Source organism: Vogesella indigofera, assembly GCF_028548395.1.
GTDB classification, from domain to species: domain Bacteria; phylum Pseudomonadota; class Gammaproteobacteria; order Burkholderiales; family Chromobacteriaceae; genus Vogesella; species Vogesella indigofera_A.
Window position 1 is genome coordinate 156,514 of record NZ_JAQQLA010000007.1, and the last position, 24,583, is coordinate 181,096.

Sequence of the window (24,583 nt, forward strand, 5' to 3'; positions counted from 1 at the left end):
AAAAAAGCCGGATCACTGCCTGTGATCCGGCTTTTTGTCGTCTGCGTCAGCGCTGGCGTCCTTCGCGGATGCCGGCACGCAGCGTCGCCATCTGCAGCCGGAAGTTGCGGCAGTTCTGGCACAGCAGCAGGTGGAACTGCAGGCTGACCTGTTCATAGCGGCTGAGCTTGCGATCCATGGCGTCTGATAGCAGCCGGCTGGCCTCGCGGCAACTGAGCATCATGCGTTTTCCCCCTGCAGCCAGCGCAGCTGCAAACATTCGCGCAAGCTCATCCGTGCGCGATAGAGCATCACCGAACAGTTGGTCGCGCTGATCTCCAGATTCTGACAAATCTCGCTGATTTCCATGTCCAGCACCTCGCGCATGGCAAACACCAGCGCGGTGCGCCGCGGCATCGCCTCGGCACAACGCGCGTACACCAGCCAGAACTGGGCGGCCAGCAACGACTGTTCCGGCGCGCCCCAGGCGCTGACCTTCTCCTGCCAGTGGCCACCCGCAGTGAACAGGCCGTCCAGGTCACTGTCGTCCAGATCCTCGGACAGGTCGGTGGCCACCTCGCGGTGCTGCTTGCGCACGATGTCGATCAGCTTGAAGCGCAGGATGGACGTCAGCCAGGTGCGCAGGCTGGCCTTGCCGGCAAAGCGCTCGCGCGCCTCCAGCGCCGCCAGCAGCGCGTCCTGTACCGCGTCCTCGGCCGCGGCACTGTCGCGTAACTGCGCCAGCGCAAAGCGCAGCAGGTAGGGCCGTTCAGCTTCGATCTGTTCAACACTGGGCGGCATACCGGCTCCCGCAGTTAACGACGGGCACAGTATTCCACGGCTTCGGACAAGCGTTCCACCCCGATCACCTCCAGCCCGTCGATGGCCTGGCGCGGCTTGTTGGCCGCCGGCACGATGGCGCGCTCGAAACCGAGCTTGGCCGCCTCTTTCAGCCGCTCCTGGCCGCGCGTCACCGGCCGTACCTCGCCGGACAGGCCGACCTCGCCGAACACCACCAGTTTCTCCGGCAGCGACTTGTTGCGCAGCGAGGACACCATCGCCAGGATCACCGCGAGGTCGGCGGCCGGCTCGTTGATCTTGACGCCGCCCACCGCATTGAGGAACACGTCCTGGTCGAAGCAGGCGATGCCGGCATGGCGGTTGAGCACCGCCATCAGCATCGCCAGCCGGTTCTGCTCCAGCCCTACGGTGAGGCGCTTGGGCTGGAAGCCATGGGCATCGTCGACCAGCGCCTGGATTTCCACCAGCAGCGGTCTCGTGCCCTCCTGCGTCACCAGCACGCAGGAGCCGGACACGTCGTCGCGATAGCTGGACAGGAAGATCGCCGACGGGTTGGACACGCCCTTCAGGCCACGGTCGGTCATCGCGAACACGCCCAGCTCGTTGGCCGCGCCGAAACGGTTCTTGATGGCGCGGATCATGCGATAGCTGGAGTGGCTGTCGCCCTCGAAATAGAGCACGGTATCGACGATGTGCTCCAGCACGCGCGGCCCAGCCAGCGAACCTTCCTTGGTGACATGGCCGACCAGGATGATGGTGATGCCGCTCTGCTTCGCCATCCGCGTCAGCTGCGCCGCGCACTCGCGTACCTGCGACACCGAGCCTGGCGCCGAGGTGACCTGGTCGGAATACAGCGTCTGGATCGAGTCGATCACCGCCACCTCCGGCATCTCGGTTTGCAGCGTGGCGAGAATGGATTCAAGGCGGATCTCCGACAGCAATCGCACCCGCGCCGCGTCCACCGCCAGCCGCGAGGCGCGCAACGCAATCTGCTGCGGCGACTCCTCGCCGGACACGTACAGCACCTTGCGCGTCGAGCCGATGGCGGACAGCGCCTGCAGCAGCAGCGTGGACTTGCCGATGCCGGGATCACCGCCGAGCAGCACCACCGCACCCTTGACGATACCGCCGCCGAGCACACGGTCCAGCTCTTCGATGCCGGACGGCTCGCGCGGCACTTCCGCCGCCTGCACCTGCGACAGCTGCTGCACGGGCTGCGTCTGCGCCGTCCAGCTCTGGTAGCGGGCGTTGGCCACCGGGACCGGCGCGGCCACGGTTTCGGTCAGCGTGTTCCATTCGCCGCAGTGCGGACACTGGCCCTGCCATTTGGGCGAGCTGCCCGCGCATTGCGTGCATTGATAGAGGGTCTTGTTGAATTTGGCCATGGTGTCTTCAAAAAATGACAAAACCCGTTAGTGCCGGCACTAGCGGGTTGAAACGGGGAATGCGGGGCGTGCTGACTATTTCTTGACCACGGCGGCCGGCTTGCCGAAGGAGTCCTCCTGGCCCACGGCCACCGGTGGCGCGCTCTGCTCGTTGATCAGGCTGAGCAGACGCTTCTCCGCGGGCGATGGGCCGCTGGGCTTGGGCTTGGCCTCGGACTGTTCGTTGCGGCGGATGGTCGACAGGATCGCCTCCACTTGCGGATCGTTGCGCGCCAGTTCGTCGGCCTCGTCGCTGGTCAGCGGGTGCCGCTTCGCCAGCGGTGCAAGCGAGGCTACGGCTGGCTCATTTTTTTTTTGAGCGGCATGTTCCGCCGCTTTTGCACTGCTGCTGTCGACCGCGGCCAGCGGCGCGGACAAGTCCGGCGCCGGCTCCGGCGGCGGCTCCATGGTCTCCAGCTTGTTCTTGGCCATGTATTCGTGCATCTCGCGCCAGCCGGCGTAGATCTGCGCCTTGTCCGCGTCCGGATTGCGGGTGTAGCACGTCTCCAGCGAGCGGCCGGTCTGACGGCAGGCGGCGCCGATGGCCTTGTTGGCCTCGGCGGCCAGGCCACTGACATTCATCACCCAGTTACAGCCGCTCAGCAGCGCCAGCGCTGGTAATAACAGATAGGCACGCATACTTGTCCTTGTGGTTTACGACGGACGCAGATCCAGCTCGATGATCTCGCCGCTGCGGCCGGCACTGGCCTGTCCCAGCCAGTACAGCATGTGCGGCATCAGCGCCGCCAGTTCGCCGCGCTCGCTCTTGGCTTCGCCCGGATGGGTACGGGTGCGCTGCGGCGAGTTGACCGGCCCCGGCACCAGCAGGTTGGTGCGCAGTTGCGGCCACACGTCCCACTCGTTGGCGGCGACTTTCACCAGATAGCCCAGCCCGGCCTTGGAGGCGCCAAAGGCGCCCCAGAACGGTCCCGGATGCTGGCCGTGGGTCTCGCCGACGAACACCACGCTGGCGTCGGCCGCCTGCTTCAAGAGCGGCAGGCAGGCGCGGGTCAGCGCGAACGGCGCCACGGTGTTGATGCGGTACTGGTTCATCCACTCGTCGATGCGCTGGTCCACCAGCGGCGACAGCGCATAGAAGTGCGAGGCGCAGTGCACGATGCCGTCCAGCCGTCCCACCGCCTGCTTGATCTGGAACGCCAGGGTATTGAATTCGTCGTCGCTGGCCTTGAGCAGGTCCAGCGGAATCGCCAGCGGCTCCGGCAGGCCGGCCGCCACGATCTCGTCGTACACCTTTTCCAGGCCCTTCACGCTGCGCGCCAGCAGTACCACGGTGGCGCCATGGCCCGCGGCGGCCAGCGCCGTCTCGCGGCCGATGCCTTGCGTTGCCCCGGTCACCAGCACCACGCGGCCGGCGAGATAATCTTTGTCAAACGTTTGCATCATGTTCTTTTTTCCAGTCCTGCATGAGGGCATGGGCGCTGGCGATACCGCTGCGGACGGCGCCTTCGAGCGTCGCCGGATAGTCGGCACACAACCAGTCACCCGCGAGATAGCCGGATTTTACGCCAAGTCGCGGCGCCGGGCGCGCAAGGCCAACGTTGGCCGCAAACGTCGCGCGCTGCTCGGTGATCTGCCAGCTGGCCGCCAATGGCGGCAAGTCCGGCACATGCTGCTGCAATTCGACCAGCACCCGCGCCGTCAGCGCCGCGCGCGACAGCGTGTCGTGCTCGCCGGCGGCACTGATCACCACCGCCACCAGCCCGGCCTCGCCGGTCAGCGCCTCGCGGTCGAACCACCACTGGCCGATGCCGCGCTGCAAGCCGGTCATCGCCTGCGGCAGACGCACCCTGCCCTCGAAACGCAGGTATAGGGTCGTTATCGGCTGGTATTGCCACGCCTTGAGCATGGCGGACAGTTTTTCGTCCGCCGCCAGCGCGGCGGCGTGATACGGCGCGGTGGCAAGCAGCACCGCATCGAACGCCTCGCCGTCCACCAGCGGCCGCGCCGCCTGCCAGTCGATGTGCCGCACCCGCTGCCCGAGGCGCAGCTGCGCGCCGGCGCCGGCCAGCCACTGTAGCGCCGGCTCGGCGAACAGCGCGCTCAGGTCGATGCGCGGCAGCAGCAGGCGGCTGGCATCCGCTTGCGCGGCGCCGAGGCTGTCGCGCAGCACATTGGCCAGCAGCTGCATCGAGGCCTGCGCCGGCGGCGTATTCAGCGTCGCCAGGATCAGCGGCGTCCAGAAGCCGTCCAGCACGGCGCTGGACTGGCCACGCTGCCGCAGCCAGTCCAGCGCCGCGACATCGTGCCCGATCTGCCAGCGCCGCACCCTGAGCTGGGTCAATAGCCGTGCCAGTGCCAGCTTGTCACGCCAGCCCAGACCCTTGGCGCGTAGCAGCCCGGCCAGCATATGCCACGGCGCCGGCCAGTCCGGGCAGTGCAGCTGCACGCCGTCGATCTGGTGCCAGCGCAGCGGCTGGCTGGCCAGTGCCTGCGCCGGATCGACGCCCACCTGCCGCATCAGGCGCAGCGATTCGCGGTAGGCGCCGATCAGGATGTGCTGGCCGTTGTCCAGCGCCATGCCGTCCAGCGCCACGCGCCGGGCGCGGCCGCCGGCAATCTTGCCGGCCTCGAACAGCACAAGGTTGGCCGCAGGTGCCAGCGTGATGGCGGCGGCGAGGCCGGCCCAGCCGGCGCCGATGATGGCAACGCGTGGTTTCAAGGCTTGTAGCCGAAGGTCCAGGTTTTCCACGCCAGCCACAGCTTGCGCCCCGGCGACAGCGACAGCCGCTGGTTGAGCACCTTGGCCGGGCCGTCCAGCGCGATCTCGTCCAGCGTGGCGCGGTAGATCGCCGCCATCACCAGGCCGATGCGCTGCGCCTTGCGGTCGGCCGCCGGCAGCAGCGCCCACGCCTTGCGATAGTGCTGGTGTGCGCGCTCGATCTGGAAGCGCATCAGCTCCTCGAACTGCGGCGACTCACGATAGGCCAGCACCTCGGACGCCGGCACGCCGAAGCGTTGCAGGTCTTCCACCGGCAGGTACAAGCGGCCGCGGCGCGCGTCCTCGCCCACGTCGCGGATGATGTTGGTGAGCTGGAACGCCAACCCCAGCTCGTGCGCGTACTTCAGCGTGGCGCGGTCGGTATAGCCGAAAATCTGCGCCGACAGCTGGCCGACCACGCCGGCGACGCGGTGGCAGTACAGCTGCAGGTCGCTGAAGCGGTTGTAGCGCGGCACGTCGAGGTCCATCTGCATGCCGTCGATGATCTCCGCCAGCCACGCCTGCGGTAGCTCGAAGCGCGTCACGTGCGGCTTGAGTGCCAGCATCACCGGGTGGCTGGGCGTGCCGTGGTACAGCGCCGCCAGCTCGCTGCGCCACCACGCCAGCGTAGTGCGCGCCACGTTGTCGTCGTGGATCTCGTCGACCACGTCGTCCACCTCGCGGCAGAACGCGTACAGCGCCACCATCGCGTCGCGCTGCGCCGGCGGCAGGTAGCGGAAGCTGGCGTAAAAGCTGGAGCCGCTCTTGGCGGCCTTGTCTTCACAGTATTGCTGCGGGGTCACGCCCGTCTCCTCTTGTTTTTGCCGGAACGCGCCGTGAGCGCCTTCCAGATGATCGCCAGCCAGTCGCGGCTGCTCAGCACCGGCCGCTGCGTGAATACGTCACCGCGCGCGTCGTGTATCTTTTTCAGGATGCGCTCGCCGCCGAGCACGATCAGGCGCAGCTCCCAGCCCAGCCGCCCCTTCAGCTTCAGCGCCAGCGGCGAGCCGGCCTCCAGCATCGCGAGCGCGCGCTTCACTTCCTTGTCCATCAGCATCGGCCACACCCCACCGGCGTCGCCGCGCGCGATCTGATCTTCGCTGACGCGGAATTTCGCCAGATCGTCCTGCGGGATGTAGACGCGGCCCTTCTGCCAGTCGACGGCCACGTCCTGCCAGAAGTTGATCAGCTGCAGCGCGGTGCAGATGCCGTCCGACATCGCCAGGCTGCGCGGGTCACGCTCGCCGTACAGCGCCAGCATCAGGCGCCCGACCGGGTTGGCGGAGCGGCGGCAGTAGTCGACCAGCTCGGCAAAGTCCTGGTAGCGCGTCTTGGTCACGTCCTGGCTGAACGCCGACAGCAGATCGTAAAACGGCGCCAGCGGCAGCCGGTAGTCGGCGATCACCCGCGCCAGATCCTGCATCAGCGGCAGCTGCGGCGTAGTGCCGGCCTCGATGCGCGCCAGCTCGTCGCGCAGCGCCTGCAGTGCGGCCAACCTTTGCGCCGGCTGGGCGTCGCCCTCGTCGGCGATATCGTCGGCATGACGGGCAAAGTGATAGATCACGTGCACCGCGCGGCGCATGCGCCGCGGCAGCAGGAGGGAACCGACCGGGAAATTCTCGTAATGACCAACCGACATCGCCTGCGCACCGCCCGTCAACAAAAGCGGCATTATAAAGCAAGCCGGCGGCGGGCTTGCTTTATTGCGCGGTGGCCGCGCACCTGCACTGGCGCACCACAAAGCCTGCGCTGGCGTGCTATCCCGCCGGGCAGCCCCTTTCTACGATGACTCCAGGCCATCAGGCTGATAACAAAGGAGACAATCGTGGCAACAATCATCAATCAAGCACAGCGGCACGACGACCCGGACTTCACCCGCAGCGCGGTGCCGGCCGACGCGCGCATGGGGCGGCTGGGGCTGAGCATGGCGTGGTGGTCGGTGTGCAGCGCCATGTTCTGGCTGGTGGTCTCGGCCACACTGGCGCTGAACTACGGCACCGTCAACACGCTGATCGGCCTCGCACTGTCGGCACTGTGCTACAGCGTGATCAACGGCATCATCACCCGCTACGCGATCCGCAGCGGGCTGTCGGTGGGGCTGTTCTCGCGCATCCTGTTCGGCAATTCCGGCGCTTCGCTGGCGACGCTGATCTTCTTCGCCACCGCCATCTACTATGCGGTGTTCGAGGGCTCGGTGATCGCGGTCGCCATCCAGCACATGTTCCCGGCGCTGTCGCTGGAACACGCCTACCTGCTGGTGGTGGTGTACAGCGTGCCGCTGGTGCTGGGCAGCGTACAGCGCTGGCTGGACAAGCTCAACGGCGTGCTGCTGCCGTTCTACCTGTCGGGCCTGGTCGCCGCGGTGATCCTGACCATCACCGAATACGGCTACAGCGACGCCTGGCTGCAACTGGCCCCGGCCGGCGGCGCGCCGGCCGATGGCTGGTGGCACTGTTTCAGCTACTTCATGGGGGTGTGGATCCTGATGATGTACACTTGGGACTACGCCCGCTTCGGCAAGAACGAAGACAGCGACTACCACGCCCGTTTCAACTTCGGCCTGCCCTTCTACCTGTTCACCTTCCTGCTCAACGGCGTGGTCGGCATCTTCCTCGCCGCCAGCATTCCGACCACCGGTGGCGTCAGCGAGGTGTCGGTGGTGCTGGCGCTGCTGAAGCTGATGGGCTGGGTCGGACTGGCCTTTGTCTGGGTCAGCCAGACGCGGATCAACACCGCCAACTTCTACCTCGCCACCGTCAACATGCAGACCTTCTTCGACAAGAGCTGCGGCCTGCGCCTGCCCAAGGCGACGTGGGGTGTGGTGGTCGGCGCCATCGTCTACCTGCTGATGCTGGGCAATGTGTTCAGCGTGATCCTGCAGGCGCTGGCCTACCAGGGCATCTTCGTGGTGGCGTGGGTCGGCATCGCGCTGGCCCACATCCTGAGCCACCCTGCGGCCAACCTTGCGCCGGACGACAACAAGGCGGTGCGCCGCGAGGGCATCAGCGCCTGGTTTGTCGCCGCCGGCTGCGGCATCGCACTGCTGGAGAGCGGCGGCTTGCTGGCCAGCTTCTCGGCGCCGGCCACCGCGCTGGTGTCGTTCGGGCTGTATCGCTATCTGCAGCAGCTGTCGCAAAGCCGCCTGGCTGCGGCGCAGGGCGGCTGAGCGCGCCGCTTTAACCGTCTTCATTTTTACCCGTCTTCACTCCTCTTTTCCCCGCACCTGGCTGCGGGGTTCTTTTTTGCCGCCGCGCACTGCGCTGGCAGGCCAGTTTTCCTGCGCGCTGGTGCAAGCCGCTGGCCGGACAAGTTCTTACCGTAGCAGTCAGGCAACAGGCATTGCTGCCCCCCAGAAAACGGAGACACACCATGACACAAGCGCATCAAGTCCCAGCCGCGATCGACCCGATCACGCTGGCCGTGGTCCGCGGCGCGCTGGAAACCGCGCAACGCGAAATGACGCTGACGCTGGAGAAAACCGGCCGCTCCAGCGTGTTCAACCTGGCACACGACTACAGCAACGCGCTGTTCGACCACCTGCCGGAAATGATCCTGCAGGGCCAGGACATCCCCATCCACCTCGGTTCGCTGATCCCGGCGATGAAGGCGGTCGCCGACTACTTCGGCGACGACATCCACGAGGGCGATGTGATCTACCACAACGACCCGGTGTACCAAGGCAGCCACATCCTCGACTGCTGCATGTACAAGCCGGTGTTCTATCACGGTGAACTGGTGTTCTGGGCGGTGTGCAAGGGCCACCTCACCGACATCGGCGGCCCGGTACCGGCCGGCTACAACCCGGATGCGAAAGAGATCTACGCCGAGGGTCTGCGCATCCCGCCGGTGAAGCTGTGGGACAAGGGCCGCCGCCGCGACGACGTGGTCAACCTGCTGCTGTGCAATATGCGCGCCCGCCGCGACCAGGAAGGCGACCTCAACGCCCAGTTCGGCGCCTGCCGCGTCGGCGAGCGCAACCTGCTGGCACTGCTGGACAAGTACGGCCTCGCCACCGTGCGCGCCGCCATCGCCGAGCTGAAGGACATGGCCGACCGCCACATGCGTTCGCTGATCCGCTCCATTCCCGACGGCACTTACCACGGCGAAGCGGTGCTGGAAGACGCCGGCCACGGCTACGGTGAGCTGACCATCAAGACCCAGGTCACCGTCAGCGGCGACAACGTGCACATCAGCGTGCAGAGCCCGCCGCAAATCCCCTACTTCATCAACTCCTACGCCGGCAACTCGATGTCCGGCGTCTACCTCGGGCTGATGATGTTCGCGCAGGTGCCGCCACCGTACAACGCCGGGCTGTACCGCTGCGTGTCGGTCGATCTTGGCGCCCACGGCACGCTGTGCAACGCCGCCGAGCCGGCGCCGCACGTCAACTGCACCACCACGCCGATGGAAACGCTGACCGACGCGGTGCGCATGGCGTTCGAGGCCGCCGCGCCGGAGCGCGTCACCGCCTCCTGGGGCCACGCCAGCGGCATCAACATCGCCGGCATCAACCCCGCCACCGGCGAGCAGTACGTGACCATGGTGCTGGCCTCGATCATCTCCGGCGCCGGCGCCACCCAGTACATGGACGGCTGGCACGCCTGCGGCCCGCTGTGCTGCTTTGGCGCGCTCAGCTCCGGCGACATCGAGCTGCTGGAGTACGCCTACCCGATCATCATCCACCGCTACGGCCTGCTGCAGGACAGCGGCGGCGCCGGCGCGCACCGCGGCGGCAGCGGCACGGTGTGGGAGGTGGAACCGCGCGGCCATGACATGACGGTGATCGCCTTCGGCGAAGGCCGCCAGATCCCGACCATGGGCGCCGCCGGCGCGCACGACGTGCTGATCGACAAGAAGCTCGGCCGCCTGGAAGTGGAACACGACGGCGCGCTGACCGTGCACCGCCACAACGTGATCACCACCCTCAAGCCCGGCCAGCGCGCGCGCAACATCAACCCCGGCGGCGGCGGCTACGGCCTGCCGTGGCAGCGGCCGCCGGCACAGGTGCTGGCCGATCTGAAGAACGGGCTGATCTCAAGGTTGGCCGCACGCGAGGAGTACGGCGTGGTCATCGCCGATGACAGCCTGCACATCGACGCCGCCGCCACCGCCGCGCTGCGTCAGCAACTGAACCTGGGAGCATCAGCATGAAACAGCGATTCCGTTTGGGCGTGGACGCCGGCGGCACCTTTACCGACTTCGTGCTGGCCGAGCACAACGGCCCGCTGCGCCTGTTCAAGAGCCCGTCGACACCGGAAGACGGCACCAAGGCCATCGCCGCCGGCCTGCAGCAGATGGCCGAGGCGCTGGACATGCCGGTCGGCGACATCATCAAGAACTGCGACCTGTGCATCAACGGCACCACCGTGGCGCTGAACGCACTGATCGAGCTGAAAGGGGTGAAGGTGGGCCTGCTGTGCACCGCCGGCCACGAGGACAGCATCGAGATCCGCCTCGGCCACAAGGAAGAAGGCTACCGCTACGACGCCAGCTACCCACCGGCGCCGCAGCTGGTGCCGCGCCACCTGCGCCGCCCGGTGCGCGGCCGCGTGCTGGCCGATGGCAGCGAACACGAGGCGCTGAACGAGGACGACATCCTCGCCGCCATCGAACACTTCCGCGCCGAAGGCGTCGAGAGCGTGGCGATCTCCTTCGTGTGGTCGGTACGCAACCCGGCACACGAGCAGCGCGCCCGCGAGCTGGTGGCACAGCACCTGCCCGGCGTGTTCGTGTGCAGCGGCAGCGAGGTCTATCCGCAAGTGCGCGAGTACACCCGCACCTCCACCACCATCGTCAACGCCTACCTCAGCCCGGTGATGGGCCGTTACGTGCAGCGCATCGACCAGTTCTTCGCCGAGCTGGGCGCCCACAGCCCGGTACGCTACTTCCAGTCCAACGGCGGGCTGGCGGTCGGCAACATCATGCGCGAACGGGCGGTAAACGCCATCAACTCCGGGCCGGCATCGGCGCCGCAGGCCGGGCTGTACATCGCCAGGCCGTTCGGCATCGACAACGTGATCACCGTCGACATGGGCGGTACCTCGTTCGACATCACGCTGGCCAAGGACGGCCAGACCAACCTCAACCGCAACATCGACTTCCTGCGCCACCGCATCGGCGTGCCGATGATCCACGTCGAGACGCTGGGTGCCGGCGGCGGCTCCATCGCCCACATCAACACCTTCGGCATGCTGGAAGTCGGCCCGCACAGCGCCGGCGCCAGCCCCGGCCCGGCCTGCTACGGCAAGGGCGGCGAACGCGCCACCGTCACCGACGCCAACCTGGCGCTGGGCTACCTGCGCCCGGACGCGGTACTGGGTGGCAGCATCCGCCTCGACCAGCCGAAGGCACGCGCCGCGATTGCGGCCAACGTGGCAGAACCGCTGGGCATCAGCGTCGAGCGCGCCGCCTACGGCATCAGCACGCTGGTGAACATGAACATGGCCAACGGCATCCGCCGCATCTCCATCGAACAGGGCTACGACCCGCGCGACTTCGCGCTGATCTGCGCCGGCGGCGCCACCGGCATGCACATCACCGCGCTGGCGGAGGAGCTGGGCATCCACACCGTGCTGGTGCCGAAATTCGCCTCCTGCCTGTGCGCGTTCGGCCAGGTGATTTCCGACGTCAAGTACAACTTCCTGGCCAGCGCGCCGATGCGGCTGCACCGCGAGGCCGACCTCGCCACGCTGAACCGGCTGTTCGACGACATGGAGGCCAAGGGCCGCAGCCACCTGCGCGCCGACGGTTTTGACGACGGCAACATCCGCGTGCACCGCAGCCTGGAGATGCGCTACCAGGGCCAGATCCACGAGTGCACGGTGGAGATCGCCAACGGCGAGATCACGCCGCACGGCGCCGAGCAGATCCTGCAGGCCTTCCACCACCGCCACGAGGCACTGTTCACCTACGCCGAGCCGCACAATCCGGTGGAACTGGTCAACCTGGAGTGCACCGTCAGCGGCCTGGTCGACAAGCCGGCGCTGCCGAACCTGGCCACCGGCGAGGATGGCGTGGCGCAGGCGCACGACGGCTTCCGGGCGATGCTTTTTGACGACAGTGGCCGCTGGGTGGAAACGCCGGTCTATCGCGGCGAACAGCTGAAGGCTGGCAACCGTATCGTCGGCCCCGCCGCCATCGAGGAGCCGACCACCACCGTCATCATCCGCCCCGGCTGGCAGGCGGTGCTGCACGAGTCCGGCAGTTATCAACTGACACGCTGGGCAGAATAGGCAATGATGCAATGTCGACTGCGGCCAACGTTGCAGTCGACCCATGTGATGAGCGCCGGCAGCCTGCCGGCCGCCACACCCGCGCATCCTGTCGCAACGACGACGGGCGGACTCGATCCCGGGGTGGCACCAGAGGAGACGACACATGATGCAGCACTACTCGACTTCCGCCGCCGCGCCGGCGGAACGCCATCGCCGCTGGCAGGAAATCATCGGCCAGACCTATTTCAACCTGCAGCTGGATTTTCTCGATCCGGCGCGCTTCGAGGGCGACCTCAGCTGCTGGCAGCTGGGGCAGCAGTCGCTATCGCGGCTCAGCAGTGGCCCGCTCAGCTACCGCCGCGTGCGCGGCGAGATGCACGACACCGCCGAGGAGCAGTTCCTGGTGTCGCTGCCGCGGCAGAGCGCCATCTTTTTCAGCCAGATGGGACGCGAGGCACACTGCGGCGCCGGCCATTTCATCCTCGAACGCAGCAACGATCCCTACGAATTCCACCACACTCGCGCCAACAACCTGTGGGTGCTGAAGATCCCCGGCCACCTGCTGCGCGCACGGCTGCGCAATCCGGAACGCTACTGCGCGGTGACCTTTGACGGCAGCCACAGCATCGGCGCGCTGTTTGCCGACTACCTTGGTGCGGTCGGGCGGCGGCTGGAACAGGGCGACGACTGTCTGCACCCGCTGGTCGGCCAGCAGCTGCTGGAGCTGTTCGTCGCCGCCACCGAAGGCAATCCAGCGGTGCTCGATTCGCAGGCCTCCTGCGTGCGCGCCGCGCACCTGAACCGCATCGAACGCTATGTGCGCGCCAATCTGGCCGACACCCGCCTAGCCCCGGAGCAGATCGCCGGCGCCTGCCGCATCTCGGTGCGCTATCTGCACGACCTGTTCCGCGATACCGGCCAGACCTTCGGCCTGTGGCTGCGCGAACAGCGGCTGGCGGGCGCGCGTCAGGCGCTGGGCAGCCCGCAGCCGCAAACGCTGGCGCAGCTGGCCTACCAGTGGGGCTTTACCGACCAGTCGCATTTTTCACGGGTATTCAAGCAGCGCTACGGCTGTACACCGCGCGAGGAGCGCGAGCGGCTGCAGGCGGCGCGACAGGGCAAGGCGCACTAGCGCCGATAGTGCTCAGCCGTCGGCCTCGGCGTTGTCGGCCGGTGCATCGAACGGCTGCTCACTCTCGCCGTCCTCGTTGGCCGCATCCGGTTGCAGTGCGGCACCACCGACGATCTGGTAGCTGAACTGCCAGCGCGCGTAGCTGCGCGCGCCCTTGAATGCGGCGTCGCGCGGCTCGAACTGGTCGACCTTGAACGGCACGCCGCCGCCCAGGCTGTAGACGCCGGCGATGCCGCCATCGGGCGCGCGCAGCAGTCCCCACTGCGGTTTGCTGGTCATCGGGTCGGGATACAGCTGGCGCAGATAGCGCTGGACATTGGGATAGCGCTTGTCCAGCAGCAGGTCGGCCAGCGTCGGCGGGTAGCGTTTGGCCGCCGCCGGCGAGCGCTCGTAGTACTGGCGGATCGCCTCGCGGTACTGGTTGCCGACGAACAGCAGCTCCTGCTCGCGCTGGCGCTGCTGCACAGTGGACCACACCTCGGCGGTGGCGGCCAGGGTCCAGCCGATCACCGCGATCAGCACCAGCAGCCCGAGATAGGTGAAGCCGCGCTGGCCGGCAGCCGGCGCCGGCCGAGCGCGACGGCGCGCGCTACCACTCCTGATAGCGGCTGCCATCCTGTGCCTCGCCTTCGGCGCCGCTCTTGACGTCGAACACCCCGCCCTTGGCCGGATCGTCCGGCGGCACCACCACCCAGGTCGTGCTGCTCTCGGTAAACGGGTCTTGCGGCAGGCTGCGCAGGTACTTGTCGGTCACCAGCTGTTCCAGCGCGTCCGGATACCTGGCGCGGTCGCCATAGTACTTGTCGATGGCCTCGCGCATGATGAACAGGTCGCTGTGCAACACCGCTTCCTTGGAACGCTCGACGCTGCTGAGATAGCGCGGCACGGCGATAGTCAGCAACAGGGCGATGATGCTCATCACCACCATCAGCTCGATCAGTGTAAAGCCACGCGCTTGGTGCATTTTCATAGACACGCCCGATCTTCCCTGCCGCACGCGGCACACCACGGCGGCCGCGTTATCACCATTGCCGGTACGGGATGCCGTTCAACCCGTTGCCATCCGCCTTGGAATAGACATCAAACACATCCTCGCCCTCTTCCGGGGCGTCGGCCTCGCTGTCATAGCTGCGCAGTCCCCAGGTCTCGGCGGCGTCCTGCTGCGGGTCGGCCGCCAGCGGATCGCGTGGTAGCCGGCGCAGGAAGTAGATCTTCTTCTGCTTGTCCGGGTCCTTGGGATCGAGCACGCCCTCCACCAGCACCGCCAGCGTCTTCGGGTAGCCGCTTTCGTCGGCCGCCTTCAGGATGCGGCCGTCGTCGACCGCCTTCTTGTAGGCGTCGATGCCGTCGCGGATCTGGCGCAGCGCCACGCGCAGCTCCTGCTCCTTGCCGCGCTGCACCGTCAGCTCCGCCAGCGGCAGCGCGATGCTGGCCAGCAGCGCCACGATCGCCACGGTGACCACCAGCTCGATGAGGGTGAAGCCGCGGGCGCGGTGGCTGCCGGTTTGCGCTGGCGCCTTCATCTGTCCTCCTCGTCCGGCTACTGCGCCGGGGCCGGTGCGGCCGGTTGTGGTGTAGGTACAGGAGCCGGTGCAGTGATCGGTGCCGGTGTCGGCTGGAACGGCACGATGCCCGGTAACGGGATCATGCCCGGCACCGCCGGCGCGGCCGGTGGCACGCTGCGACTGCTCGCGCCCGAAGACGGGATCGGCGACGGCGCGCCGCCGACCGCGCCCATGCCGCCGATGCTGCTTTCGGTACCGGCGCGGAATTCGGAAATATTGCGTGCCGGCAGCGCCAGGTTGTGCACGATGTGCGGCGTGATCAGCAGCACGATTTCCGACTTGGAGCGGTTGTCGTTATTGGTGGAGAACAGGCGACCGAGCAGCGGCAGGTCACCCAGCCCCGGAATCTTGGTCACCGAGCTGCGGTCCTCGTCCTGGATCAGGCCGGCCAGTACCTGGGTTTCGCCGTTGCGCAGGCGCAGCATGGTGTCCACCGCGCGCGAGCCGATCTGGTAGGCGATGCTGTCGCCGAAGTTCACCTGCTTGACGATGCTGCTGACTTCCAGCCCGACGTCGATGGTGACGTCCTCGTCCAGGCCTATGGTGGGCTGTACCTCCAGCTTGACGCCGACGTCGAGGTAGGACACCGACTGCGCGATGCCGGCATTGACCACCGCGGTGCTGGTAAAGACCGGCACCTTGTCGCCGATGTGGATCTTGGCCTTCTCGTGGTTCTTCACGCGGATGCGCGGGTTGGCCAGCACGTTGGCGTTGGTGTCCTGCGCGCGCAGGTTGACCAGCAGCGCCGGGTTGGCGATGAAGGTGGTCAGCCGGCTGGGGTGGGCACGCAGGTCAATCACGCCCTGGGCCACGGTATTGCCCGGGGTGGTGACCTCGGAGATGGTGTTGCCACCGGTGCCCAGCACCGCGGTGGTGGTGCCGCCCTGCAGCAGGCCGTAGCCAATCTGACCCGGCCATTCGATGCCCAGGTTCTGCAGCCGGGCACGGTTGACCTCCAGCACTTCCACTTCCAGGATCGCTTCCGGCTCCGCCAGATCCTGCGACGCGATCAGTTTTTCCGCCAGCCGCACCGCCTCGGGGGTGTCACGCATCACCACCAGATTGCGCTTGTCGTCGACAAAGATGTCGCGCGTCTTCAGCAGGGTGCGGATCAGGTTGGCCGCATCCTTGGCCTCGGCATTGGCCAGGTAGAAGCTTTTCACCACCAGTTCCTGGTAGTCCTTCTGCTTCGCCGGGTTGTTGGGGTAGATCATGATGGTGCGGTCGTTGAGCACGCGGCGGTCGAGCTGGTTGGACACCAGCAGCAACTGCACCGCCTCCTCGATGGTGGTGTTGCGCACGAAGATGGTGGCCTTCAGGTCGGCGCGCACGTCCTTGTCGTAGACGAAGTTGACGCCGGCGGTGCGCGAGATGATCTCGAATACCGCCTTCAGCGACGCGTCGCGAAACTCCAGCGTGATCGGGCGGGCCAGTGCCGATTTCAGCTGCGGGCTGACGATGCTGTCGCCGACGCTCGACTCTTCCAGCCGCCGCAGCATGATCCGGGCGTCGCGATGGCGCGGGTTGTCGGCCAGCACCTGTCGTACCGTGGCCAGCGCCGGGGCCACCTCGCCTTTTTGCTGCTGCGCCTGCGCCTCGTCCAGCATCAGCCGGTGGCGCCGGTCCTGCACCAGGCCATCCAGCCCCGCCTGTGCGCGCTGGTTTTGCGGATCGAGGTTCAGCACGCGGCGGTACAGGATCTCCGCCTCGTCGAACTGGTTGTTAAGCTGCACGCTGTTGGCCTGCGCCAGCCACTGGTTGATGAAACGCTCGCGCTGGTTGTACAGGTAGCTCTTGTACTCGACATTGTCCGGAGACTGCTTGACGACCTCTTCCAGGCGGGCAAAGCCCTCTTCCGCCCGGCCGTCCAGCAGCAGCTGTTTGCCTTCCATGAAAGCCTTGTTGCTGGCACACCCCGCGAACACGGACAGGATGAGCAGCCGAAAGAGTAAGCGTTTCAATTTGCCACTCCGATCTCTAAGGTCTGTTGCATTTGCAGCGGCAAGTAGGTGAACGTCATCACCGGCGGCAGGATGCTGTCTGCCCGGTACACCCCGTCGATGACATCGCCCGTTTTCACCACCAGATTACGATCCCCTTGTGCCACGAACACGCTCACCTGGCCGTCGTCGACCGCCTTGCCCAGATAGGTGAACGGCAAGGGCGGTGGCTTCGGCGGTGCCGGTTTCGGTGGCGGCGGCGGCACATACCAGCTCTGCACCGGGAACAGGTCACGGACCTTGCCCGCGCCCAGGTCGCGCGGCAAGCTGGCCAGGCTGCCGACCTGCAGCTCGGCCGGCGGTGCGACACGGCTGCCGCGCGGACGCACCACCGCCGGCTCGACTACCGCCACCCCGGTCTCGCTCTCCGGCTGTCCGATGCCGGCAGCCAGCAGCAGGGTCAGCAGCAGTGCGCCCCCCAGCAGCAGCCAGCGTTGTCGTTGTGCAAGCATGGTCAGCTCTCCCTCAGCAGCAGCACCAGGTGGATGGCGGCATCCAGCTGCGGCTGACCGATGCTGTCACGCTTGAAGCGCAGATTGGCCAGCAACAGCGTCGGGTTCTCGGCCAGCAGCTGCGCCACAAAGGCACGCAGTTGCCGGTAACTGCCGCGCACCGGCAGCTGCACCTCGTAGCGCAGCAGCTGGCCGCTGCGGTCCGGCAGCACCTTGTAGTCGCCGCGCGGCAGCGCCAGCTGCTGCGCCTCGGCGGCGGCGTAGATCTTCTCCAGCCACAGCGGCGCGGTCTCCTGGTGCGGGAAGGCGCGATAGAAGCGCTGCAGCCGCAGTTGCGGGCTGGCCACCGGGTGGCTGCGCTGGTAGCGCAGGTGCACGATGTCGCGCTGCTGCTGCTGTGCCTGCTGTTGCAGCTGCGCCAGCTGGCCCTGCAACGGCCGCGTCAGCATGGTGTGGAACAGCAGCATGCCGATCACCAGCAACACCAGCAGCAGCAAGGGCCAGCCCGCGCGCTGGCGCAGGTAGTTCAGCCGGGGCCAGAACGTGTTCATGAGCCGGCCCTCCACTGTGCCGACAGCGAAAAGCGGATCGGCAGCTCCTTGTCCTGCTGGTTGACGTGGTGTTCCAGCAGGGTGATGTCGCCGAGCGCCGGCTGCTGGCCGAGACGCTCGATATAGGCCAGCATCGCCGGGCGCCGTTTCACCTCCGCGGTGATGCGCACCGTCTGCCGCAGGCTGTCCGGCTCCACTTCCAGCAAGGCGACCTCGTTGTTCTTGGCCGCCTCCAGCGCGTCGAACAGCTGCGGCCACGACTGGTTCAGCCGCGCCCACACCTCGTTGGCGCGGGCGATCTCGCGTTGCAGCGCCGGTGCCACGGCGGGGGCGGCGCGCGGTTGCAGCCGCTGCAACGCCGTCTCGTTGCGCGCGATCATCTGCTGCTGGCTGGCGACCTCCTGCTGCAGGGCCGCGTAGTAGCCGCCCTGCAGCAGCAACACCACCAGCGCGAGCAGCAACAGCAGGCCGCGGCCGTAGTGGTGGCGGGTTTTGACGTAGTCGAGATCGATCGCGCGCATTTCAGTCTCCCAGCAGCGCCATGCTGCAGGCAGCCCGGTCCGGTACGGACAAGGCCGCCAGTGCCGACGGCAGCGCCAGCGGGCGCAGGCGCAAGGTCTGCGGCTCGGGCCACACCACCGCGCTGCCGTCGCCGGCAAAGGCGTACACGTCCAGCGGCAGGGAGCTGCGCTGCAGGCGCAACAGCATGCGCGGCAACACCGTCGGCAAAGCGGTGGCGATGTCGCCGTCCAGCGGCTCGAACACCAGGTCGCTCCAGCCGCGCTCGTCAAAGCAGGCCAACCCCACCCGCCCCGGCTCCGCCAGCAGGAACGCGCCGCGGCCAACCTTGATCTGGCTGCGCCAATGGTTGCAGGCCGCCATCAGGTAGGGCTGCACCGACGCGAGCCGCAGGCCGGCCTCCTGCGCCAGCGCAGCGGCTTCCTGCAACAGTTCGCTGTCGATGGCGCTGGCCAGCAGCGGCCCGCCGTAGCCGCTGCCGCTCCAGCGGTACAGCCACTGCGCGGCGGCATCGCCGTACACCTGCTGGAAGGCGTGCTGCACCAGCGCCTGCCACTCTTCCGGGGTGTCCAGCCCCTCGCGCCACGGGATCAGCTGGTAGCGCACGAAGTGGTTGGACAGCACCAGCGTTGTCGCGCGCGGCGGCAGGCGCTGTTCCTGCAGCAGATCGCGCAGAGCAGCCAGTGCCGGGCGCCACGCCGGCCCCTGCTCTGCCGGCGGGCAAGCGGCCACCGCGCGCTCGACCAACCGTGGCCGCAGGCCACGCGACAGCCGCAGCCAGACCGCGCGTTCCGGCGCCAGCGACAAGCTGATTCGCTCATGCAACGAAAGTGACACGATTGATTTCCTGTAGTGTGGTTTCACCGCGCTTGACCATGTCGACCGCGGCCTCGCGCAGAAAACGGGTGCCGTTGCGACGCGCGGCTTCCTTGATGTGGCGGATCGGCTCGCGCGCCACGATCAGCTCGCGGATCTCGTCGGTCAGGCGCAGCATTTCGCCGATCGCCTTGCGTCCCTTGTAGCCGGTGCCGCGACAGTGGCCGCAGCCGCGCCCGCTGCGAAAGCCGTCGTGCGTGGCCAGCTCGGCCGGCAGGCCGGCGGCCAGCAGCTGCGCCACCGTCGGCTGTTCCGGCTGCGAGCAGAACGGGCAGTTCAGCCGCACCAGGCGCTGCGCGAAGATGCAGTTCAGCGCCGAGACAAAGCTGTACGGCTCGATGTCCATGTGGATGAAGCGGCCGATGACATCGAACACGTTGTTGGCGTGCACGGTGGTGAACACCAGGTGGCCGGTCAGCGCCGCCTGCACCGCGATCTGCGCCGTCTCGGTATCGCGGATCTCGCCAACCAGGATCTTGTCCGGGTCGTGGCGCAGGATGGAGCGCAGGCCGCGCACGAAGGTCAGCCCCTTCTTCTCGTTGACCTGGATCTGCAGCACCCCCGGCAGCTGGTACTCGACCGGGTCCTCGATGGTGATGATCTTGTCGCTGCCGGAGTTGATCTCGGTCACCGCCGCGTACAGGGTGGTGGTCTTGCCGCTGCCGGTCGGGCCGGTGACCAGCACCATGCCGTACGGCTCGCTGATGTAGCGGCGGATCTCGCCGATCAGCTGGCTGTCGAAGCCGAGGCTGTCCAGGCGCAGCTCCTGCTGGCTGTCGGTCAGCGTGCGCCGGTCGAGGATGCGCAGCACCGCGTCCTCGCCGAGGATGTTGGGCATGATGGAGACGCGGAAATCGACTTCGCGCCCCTGCATCGCAATCTTGAAGCGCCCGTCCTGCGGGATGCGCCGCTCGGCGATATCCAGCTCCGACATCACCTTCACCCGCGACACCATCTGCTCGGCCAGATCGGCGCCGTTGAGGCTGCCCACGGTCAGCAGCACGCCGTCGATGCGGTACTTCATCACCAGCCCGTTGCCTCCCGACTCCAGGTGGATGTCGCTGGCGCCCATCTTCAGCGCGTCGTAAATCACCGAGTGCACCAGCTTCACCACCTGGCTGGTGTCCTCGCTGATCGACTTGTAGGAAATGTCCTCCAGCGTCTGCGTGGTTTCGACATGGTTGGCCGCAGAGCCCAGCAGCACGTCGATGGCGCGCCAGGACTCCTCATAGCGGGTGAGGAAGGCGGCCAGATCGCCGCGGTGCACCAGATACCAGCTGGCGGCCGGCTGCACCGCGCAATGCACCCACTCCTGCAGCGCGGCATCGAACGGGTTGCTGAACAGGATGCGCAGCTCGCCATCGGCGCTACGGCAGGCCATGCACTCCTGGCGCACCGCGTCGGGATAGGCGATCACGTCGAAGGCCGGTTGCAGCTGCTCGATGTCGGCCATCGCCAGCGCCGGGTAGTGCGCGGTGGCGGCGAGGTGGCGCACGAAGGCATCCGGCGCCAGGCCGCTGCCCTCTTCCAGCACCGCCAGCAGCGGCCGCTGGTAGCGCTGCGCGTCATCGCGCGCCTGCTGCACTTGCCGGGCACTGAACGCCACCGGCTCGGGGATGGAAAGATCGCGGCTCATTGGATGCTCCCGGCCAGCTCGAAGATGGGGAGGTACATCAGCACCACCACGATGCCGATGACCAGCCCGATAAATACCATCAGCACCGGCTCGAACATGCGCATGAAGCGCTCCACCGCCAGTGCCATTTCTTCCTCATAAAAGCCGGCGATGCGGCCCATCATGCTGCCCATCTGCCCGCTACGTTCACCGACGCGCAGCATGCGCAGCGCCACCGGCGTGGTCAGCCCGTGGCTGTGCAGCGCGCCGGAAATCGGCTTGCCGTCGCTGATGTCGCGCGCCGCCTGCTGCAGCCGCAGCCGCAGCGAGGCCTGCAGCACGCCGGACACCATCGCCAGCGCCGGCACCACCGGCGTGCCGCCGACCAGCAGCATGCCCAGCATGCGGTACAGCCGCGCCAGCTGGTACAGCCGCATGCGCTCGCCCAGCGACGGGATCTTCCACAGCAACTCGCCCAGCCAGCGGATGACCTCGGGACGGGTCAGCAGGTAGCCGGCCGCGAGCAGCGACAGCAACAGTGCCGGCAGCAGGAACACGGCATAGGCCTGGAACAAATTGCCCCAGGCCAGCAGCAGCCGCGAGAACAGCGGCAGGTCGCTGCCCATCGTTTCGTAGACCTGGGCGAAGCGCGGCACCACGTAGCCAATCAGGAACAGCAGCACCGCGCCGCCGGCCAGAATCAGCAGCGCCGGATAGATGGAGGCGCTGATCACTTTCTTGCGCACCGCATCGACCTGGGTCTGGTAGGCCAGGTAGCGGCCGAGCGCATTCTGCAGGTCACCGGTTTTCTCGCTGGCGCGCACGGTGGCGACATACAGCGAAGGAAATGTCTCCGGGAACTGCTGCAGCGCCACCGACAGCGACAGGCCCTCGTGCAGGCGCTGGATGATCTGGCTCAGGATGCGGCGCGACTCCGGGCGCGACTCTTTCTCGTTCAGCGCCTCAATGGCCTCCACCAGCGCCAGCCCGGCCTCCAGCAGCGCCAGCAGTTCCTGGGTAAACAGCGCCAGCTGGAAACCGGAACGCGACCATGTCCACGAGAAGCTGCGCTGCCTGACCGCCAGCACGGCATAGCCCTGATCCTGCGCCTGGCTGACGGCTTCGCCATCGCTGCCGGCTTCCAGCACCAGTACCGCTACCTCGCCATCAGGGTTGATGGCCTTGATCTCGAAATACATGATGTTCCTGACCTAGCTGCCGATATCGGCATCCTCGCCCGAGCCACCGGACTGACCGTCCTTGCCGTAGCTGTACAAGTCATATTCGCCGCGCTCTCCCGGCTGGCGATACTGGTAGGGCCGTCCCCACGGGTCCGGCGGTGGCGCCTTCTTCAGATACGGCCCCTGCCACTTCGGCTCGTCGGCCGGGCGCGCATACAGCACCGCCAGACCCTGTTCGGTGGTCGGATAGTGGCCGGTATCCAGCCGGTACTGGTCGAGCGACTTTTCCAGCGCATCCACCTGGGCCTGCGCCGTCTTCACCTCTGCCTTGCCGACCTGCGCGAAATAGCGTGGCGCCACATAGCCGGCCAGCAGGCCGATGATCACCAGCACCACCAGCAATTCCAGCAAGGTGAACCCCGCGCTGCCGAATCGCTTCCGAGAAAGGCTATACATAGATTCACGCCTCGATCCGCCGGCCTGCCCTGCCCTGACGGTGGCCTGCCACGCAGTAAGCTACTTGACCCAGTTGTCAATTATGCTTACAACAGAATTTAGATAAATACATTTATAGAAGGACACGCCGGCTTTCGCCATCCATTCTTTAGTGCTAGATGCAATGCAAAGACAACGCATATGGCTTTCGCTAGCGAAAACGGATGGGAGGCCGACAGGGACAGGCCGGAAGCGCCGGGGATCAGTCCGCATGACGCGAGACCGGGGAAAAAAGCACTGCCGGCAGCTGTAACCGGAAACACGGCGGCAGCAGTGGCACACTTTAAGAAAAGTGCGGCAACCGGGGCGGCGGCGACAGGCAATTCGCGGCAAATGCCGGGCGGCAAACTATACTTTTTTTCAACCGTACTGAATCGGATAGCACATCACAACAGGTCGCGCCATGTACACCAGCCACTATGGCCTTGCCGACTCTCCGTTCTCGATTGCGCCCGATCCGCGCTATCTGTTCATGAGTCAGCAGCACCGCGAAGCGCTAGCCCACCTGATGTACAGCATCAGGGGTGAAGGCGGCTTCGTATTGCTGACCGGCGAAGTCGGCGCCGGCAAGACCACGCTGTGCCGCTGCTTTCTGGAACAGCTGCCCGCGCACTGCGATGTCGCCTTCGTCATCAATCCCAAACTCACGGTGCCAGAGCTGCTGGCCACTCTCTGCGAGGAGCTGCAGATCACGCTGCCCGCCGAGCACGGCAACAAGGCCTGCATCGACCTCATCAACAAGCACCTGCTGGCTGCACACGCGCAAGGGCGCACCACGCTGCTGATCATCGACGAAGCGCAGAACCTGAGCGACGAGGTGCTGGAGCAGGTGCGGCTGCTGACCAATCTGGAAACGCACGAGTGCAAGCTGCTGCACATCATCCTGCTGGGGCAGCCGGAACTGCGCGACAAGCTGGCACGGCCGGAATTGCGGCAACTGTCGCAGCGCATCGTCGCCCGCTACCACCTCGGCCCGTTACAGCGCGACGAAATCGCGCCCTATATCCAGCACCGGCTGAGCGTGGCCGGCAGCCATCTCGACCTGTTCCCGCCGGCGGTGATGCGGCTGCTGTTTGCCTGTACCGGCGGCGTACCGCGCAAGCTGAACGTGCTGTGCGACCGCGCCCTGCTCGGCAGCTACGCCCAGGGCAAGCCCCGCGTCGACCGTGCCACGGTGCGGCAGGCGGCACGGGAGGTGTTCAACAGCAGCCCGATCCGCCCGTGGCACAGGCTGGCCCTCGCCAGCGGCGCCCTGCTCAGCACCGTTGCGGTCGCCACCGCGCTGTTCTATGGCGCGCAACCGGCCGGCCAGCGCCCGATCCCCTCAGCTGCAAACAACGCCGCCCGTACCACGGCAACCCTTGCCACCGCACCGGCACAGCCAGCCGCCTCCGCCGTCGCTCCCCGCCCCACCGCCGCACTGGCGCGCCTGCCATCGCCGCTGCCGGCCGCCGGCCTCGCGCAGGCACTGGCGTACCGCACACTGCTGGGGCAATGGCGGATTCCGGCACCGGTCAGCGATGAAGCCGGTGCCTGCCAGCAGGCCGAACTGTTCGGCGCCCGCTGCCTGAGCGGCAGCGGCGATCTGGACAGCCTGCGCCGCCTCAATCTGCCGGCGGTGTTGCAGCTGCACCAGCCCGCTGGCCAATTGCAGCACCTGACCTTGCTGGCACTACAAGGCGAGCAGGCGCGGGTGACCATCGGCCAACAGGCGCACGTGCTGACGCGACAGGCGCTGGCACAGGCATGGAACGGACGCTACACCGTGCTATGGATGCCACCGCCGCACTATCAGCAGCCGCTGGCACCCGGCAGCCGCAGCCTGGCGGTCGCCTGGTTGCGGCAACAGCTCGGTCAGCTACCGGCGGCCGGCGGCAACACGTTAGCCGCAAGCTACGATGCCGGGCTGGCTGAGCGGGTACGCCACTTCCAGCTGCAGCACGATCTGCCCGGCGACGGCATCGCCGGGCCGCTGACCCTGATACGGCTGGCTCAGGCCGGCAATCCTGACTCGCCACACCTGAGCGCCACCGCGCCCGTCACCATCCGGAGGGAGTGAT

Annotated in this window: 24 protein-coding genes; 5 read left to right on the forward strand and 19 right to left on the reverse strand. The window is 67.0% G+C overall.

What is annotated here, in order from left to right; genetic code table 11:
- Positions 1 to 46: 46 nt before the first annotated feature.
- The 8 genes from PQU89_RS12900 to hpnC form a co-directional block, all read right to left on the reverse strand.
- Positions 47 to 223 carry a zf-HC2 domain-containing protein gene (locus tag PQU89_RS12900; protein WP_272766194.1) on the reverse strand — a complete coding sequence of 59 codons (177 nt, stop codon included), beginning with the start codon at positions 221 to 223 and terminating at the stop codon, positions 47 to 49.
- Positions 220 to 780, reverse strand: a complete 561-nt coding sequence (locus PQU89_RS12905; protein ID WP_272766195.1) for a sigma-70 family RNA polymerase sigma factor — start codon at positions 778 to 780, stop codon at positions 220 to 222. The genes PQU89_RS12900 and PQU89_RS12905 overlap by 4 nt, the downstream gene beginning before the upstream one ends.
- 14 nt (positions 781 to 794) lie before the next feature.
- Complete coding sequence (gene radA / locus PQU89_RS12910) at positions 795 to 2,165, reverse strand: DNA repair protein RadA (protein WP_272766196.1); 1,371 nt, start codon at positions 2,163 to 2,165, stop codon at positions 795 to 797.
- Positions 2,166 to 2,240: 75 nt separating this feature from the next.
- Entirely contained in the window at positions 2,241 to 2,843 is a 603-nt protein-coding gene (locus PQU89_RS12915; RefSeq protein WP_272766197.1) for a hypothetical protein, read from the reverse strand.
- Positions 2,844 to 2,858: 15 nt separating this feature from the next.
- Positions 2,859 to 3,608, reverse strand: a complete 750-nt coding sequence (locus PQU89_RS12920; protein ID WP_272766198.1) for an SDR family oxidoreductase — start codon at positions 3,606 to 3,608, stop codon at positions 2,859 to 2,861.
- Positions 3,592 to 4,884 carry a hydroxysqualene dehydroxylase HpnE gene (gene hpnE / locus PQU89_RS12925; protein WP_272766199.1) on the reverse strand — a complete coding sequence of 431 codons (1,293 nt, stop codon included), beginning with the start codon at positions 4,882 to 4,884 and terminating at the stop codon, positions 3,592 to 3,594. The genes PQU89_RS12920 and hpnE overlap by 17 nt, the downstream gene beginning before the upstream one ends.
- On the reverse strand, positions 4,881 to 5,726 hold the full coding sequence (gene hpnD / locus PQU89_RS12930; protein ID WP_272766200.1) for a presqualene diphosphate synthase HpnD: 846 nt from the start codon (positions 5,724 to 5,726) through the stop codon (positions 4,881 to 4,883). Before hpnD ends, hpnE begins: the two co-directional genes overlap by 4 nt.
- Entirely contained in the window at positions 5,723 to 6,562 is an 840-nt protein-coding gene (gene hpnC, locus PQU89_RS12935; RefSeq protein WP_272766201.1) for a squalene synthase HpnC, read from the reverse strand. The genes hpnD and hpnC overlap by 4 nt, the downstream gene beginning before the upstream one ends.
- A 186-nt stretch (positions 6,563 to 6,748) precedes the next feature.
- Here hpnC and PQU89_RS12940 point away from each other — a divergent pair, with 186 nt between their 5' ends.
- The 4 genes from PQU89_RS12940 (at position 6,749) to PQU89_RS12955 (ending at position 13,269) form a co-directional block, all read left to right on the forward strand.
- The gene (locus PQU89_RS12940; RefSeq protein ID WP_272766202.1) at positions 6,749 to 8,089 is read left to right on the forward strand and encodes a purine-cytosine permease family protein; all 1,341 of its coding nucleotides are present in this window, start codon (positions 6,749 to 6,751) and stop codon (positions 8,087 to 8,089) included.
- A gap of 203 nt (positions 8,090 to 8,292) precedes the next feature.
- The gene (gene capB / locus PQU89_RS12945) at positions 8,293 to 10,074 is read left to right on the forward strand and encodes a caprolactamase subunit beta (RefSeq protein WP_272766203.1); all 1,782 of its coding nucleotides are present in this window, start codon (positions 8,293 to 8,295) and stop codon (positions 10,072 to 10,074) included.
- Positions 10,071 to 12,155, forward strand: a complete 2,085-nt coding sequence (gene capA, locus PQU89_RS12950; RefSeq protein ID WP_272766204.1) for a caprolactamase subunit alpha — start codon at positions 10,071 to 10,073, stop codon at positions 12,153 to 12,155. The genes capB and capA overlap by 4 nt, the downstream gene beginning before the upstream one ends.
- 145 nt (positions 12,156 to 12,300) lie before the next feature.
- A complete protein-coding gene (locus tag PQU89_RS12955) occupies positions 12,301 to 13,269 on the forward strand; it encodes an AraC-like ligand-binding domain-containing protein (RefSeq protein ID WP_272766205.1) in 969 nt (322 codons plus the stop codon).
- A 12-nt stretch (positions 13,270 to 13,281) separates the two neighbouring features.
- Here the strand turns inward: PQU89_RS12955 and PQU89_RS12960 are convergent, their stop codons facing one another.
- The 11 genes from PQU89_RS12960 to gspG form a co-directional block, all read right to left on the reverse strand.
- Positions 13,282 to 13,884 carry a type II secretion system protein gene (locus PQU89_RS12960; RefSeq protein ID WP_272766206.1) on the reverse strand — a complete coding sequence of 201 codons (603 nt, stop codon included), beginning with the start codon at positions 13,882 to 13,884 and terminating at the stop codon, positions 13,282 to 13,284.
- On the reverse strand, positions 13,859 to 14,239 hold the full coding sequence (locus PQU89_RS12965; protein WP_202902741.1) for a type II secretion system protein: 381 nt from the start codon (positions 14,237 to 14,239) through the stop codon (positions 13,859 to 13,861). Before PQU89_RS12965 ends, PQU89_RS12960 begins: the two co-directional genes overlap by 26 nt.
- Positions 14,240 to 14,291: 52 nt before the next feature.
- Complete coding sequence (locus tag PQU89_RS12970) at positions 14,292 to 14,792, reverse strand: type II secretion system protein (RefSeq protein ID WP_272766207.1); 501 nt, start codon at positions 14,790 to 14,792, stop codon at positions 14,292 to 14,294.
- 17 nt (positions 14,793 to 14,809) lie between these two features.
- The gene (locus PQU89_RS12975) at positions 14,810 to 16,726 is read right to left on the reverse strand and encodes a secretin GspD/PilQ domain-containing protein (RefSeq protein WP_272766208.1); all 1,917 of its coding nucleotides are present in this window, start codon (positions 16,724 to 16,726) and stop codon (positions 14,810 to 14,812) included.
- Positions 16,727 to 16,791: 65 nt separating this feature from the next.
- Positions 16,792 to 17,286: a hypothetical protein gene (locus tag PQU89_RS12980; protein WP_272766209.1), complete on the reverse strand. Its 495-nt coding sequence runs from the start codon at positions 17,284 to 17,286 to the stop codon at positions 16,792 to 16,794.
- Between the two features lie 2 nt (positions 17,287 to 17,288).
- Entirely contained in the window at positions 17,289 to 17,837 is a 549-nt protein-coding gene (locus PQU89_RS12985) for a type 4a pilus biogenesis protein PilO (protein WP_272758262.1), read from the reverse strand.
- Positions 17,834 to 18,358 (reverse strand): hypothetical protein, encoded by a 525-nt coding sequence (locus PQU89_RS12990; RefSeq protein ID WP_272766210.1) that lies wholly within the window; start codon positions 18,356 to 18,358, stop codon positions 17,834 to 17,836. Before PQU89_RS12990 ends, PQU89_RS12985 begins: the two co-directional genes overlap by 4 nt.
- A 1-nt stretch (position 18,359) precedes the next feature.
- A complete protein-coding gene (locus tag PQU89_RS12995; RefSeq protein WP_272766211.1) occupies positions 18,360 to 19,193 on the reverse strand; it encodes a hypothetical protein in 834 nt (277 codons plus the stop codon).
- Positions 19,174 to 20,868, reverse strand: a complete 1,695-nt coding sequence (locus PQU89_RS13000) for a GspE/PulE family protein (protein ID WP_272766212.1) — start codon at positions 20,866 to 20,868, stop codon at positions 19,174 to 19,176. The genes PQU89_RS12995 and PQU89_RS13000 overlap by 20 nt, the downstream gene beginning before the upstream one ends.
- On the reverse strand, positions 20,865 to 22,046 hold the full coding sequence (locus PQU89_RS13005; protein ID WP_272766213.1) for a type II secretion system F family protein: 1,182 nt from the start codon (positions 22,044 to 22,046) through the stop codon (positions 20,865 to 20,867). Before PQU89_RS13005 ends, PQU89_RS13000 begins: the two co-directional genes overlap by 4 nt.
- Positions 22,047 to 22,058: 12 nt before the next feature.
- Positions 22,059 to 22,484, reverse strand: a complete 426-nt coding sequence (gspG, locus tag PQU89_RS13010; RefSeq protein ID WP_272758257.1) for a type II secretion system major pseudopilin GspG — start codon at positions 22,482 to 22,484, stop codon at positions 22,059 to 22,061.
- Positions 22,485 to 22,926: 442 nt separating this feature from the next.
- On the opposite strand from gspG, the gene PQU89_RS13015 reads away from it, so the two are divergent.
- Positions 22,927 to 24,582 (forward strand): AAA family ATPase, encoded by a 1,656-nt coding sequence (locus tag PQU89_RS13015; protein WP_272766214.1) that lies wholly within the window; start codon positions 22,927 to 22,929, stop codon positions 24,580 to 24,582.
- Position 24,583 lies beyond the last annotated feature (1 nt).

Bases quoted from the DNA above. Each gene is read 5' to 3' on its own strand.
- PQU89_RS12900 (WP_272766194.1), bottom strand. From the start codon at position 223: ATGATGCTCAGTTGCCGCGAGGCCAGCCGGCTGCTATCAGACGCCATG.
- PQU89_RS12905 (WP_272766195.1), bottom strand. From the start codon at position 780: ATGCCGCCCAGTGTTGAACAGATCGAAGCTGAACGGCCCTACCTGCTG.
- PQU89_RS12955 (WP_272766205.1), top strand. From the start codon at position 12,301: ATGATGCAGCACTACTCGACTTCCGCCGCCGCGCCGGCGGAACGCCAT.
- PQU89_RS13000 (WP_272766212.1), bottom strand. From the start codon at position 20,868: ATGAGCCGCGATCTTTCCATCCCCGAGCCGGTGGCGTTCAGTGCCCGG.
- PQU89_RS12960 (WP_272766206.1), bottom strand. From the start codon at position 13,884: ATGGCAGCCGCTATCAGGAGTGGTAGCGCGCGCCGTCGCGCTCGGCCG.
- gspG (WP_272758257.1), bottom strand. From the start codon at position 22,484: ATGTATAGCCTTTCTCGGAAGCGATTCGGCAGCGCGGGGTTCACCTTG.
- PQU89_RS12980 (WP_272766209.1), bottom strand. From the start codon at position 17,286: ATGCTTGCACAACGACAACGCTGGCTGCTGCTGGGGGGCGCACTGCTG.
- capB (WP_272766203.1), top strand. From the start codon at position 8,293: ATGACACAAGCGCATCAAGTCCCAGCCGCGATCGACCCGATCACGCTG.
- PQU89_RS13015 (WP_272766214.1), top strand. From the start codon at position 22,927: ATGTACACCAGCCACTATGGCCTTGCCGACTCTCCGTTCTCGATTGCG.
- capA (WP_272766204.1), top strand. From the start codon at position 10,071: ATGAAACAGCGATTCCGTTTGGGCGTGGACGCCGGCGGCACCTTTACC.
- PQU89_RS12965 (WP_202902741.1), bottom strand. From the start codon at position 14,239: ATGAAAATGCACCAAGCGCGTGGCTTTACACTGATCGAGCTGATGGTG.
- PQU89_RS12985 (WP_272758262.1), bottom strand. From the start codon at position 17,837: ATGAACACGTTCTGGCCCCGGCTGAACTACCTGCGCCAGCGCGCGGGC.
- PQU89_RS13005 (WP_272766213.1), bottom strand. From the start codon at position 22,046: ATGTATTTCGAGATCAAGGCCATCAACCCTGATGGCGAGGTAGCGGTA.
- PQU89_RS12920 (WP_272766198.1), bottom strand. From the start codon at position 3,608: ATGATGCAAACGTTTGACAAAGATTATCTCGCCGGCCGCGTGGTGCTG.
- PQU89_RS12915 (WP_272766197.1), bottom strand. From the start codon at position 2,843: ATGCGTGCCTATCTGTTATTACCAGCGCTGGCGCTGCTGAGCGGCTGT.
- PQU89_RS12975 (WP_272766208.1), bottom strand. From the start codon at position 16,726: ATGGAAGGCAAACAGCTGCTGCTGGACGGCCGGGCGGAAGAGGGCTTT.
- radA (WP_272766196.1), bottom strand. From the start codon at position 2,165: ATGGCCAAATTCAACAAGACCCTCTATCAATGCACGCAATGCGCGGGC.
- PQU89_RS12970 (WP_272766207.1), bottom strand. From the start codon at position 14,792: ATGAAGGCGCCAGCGCAAACCGGCAGCCACCGCGCCCGCGGCTTCACC.
- PQU89_RS12990 (WP_272766210.1), bottom strand. From the start codon at position 18,358: ATGCGCGCGATCGATCTCGACTACGTCAAAACCCGCCACCACTACGGC.
- hpnC (WP_272766201.1), bottom strand. From the start codon at position 6,562: ATGTCGGTTGGTCATTACGAGAATTTCCCGGTCGGTTCCCTCCTGCTG.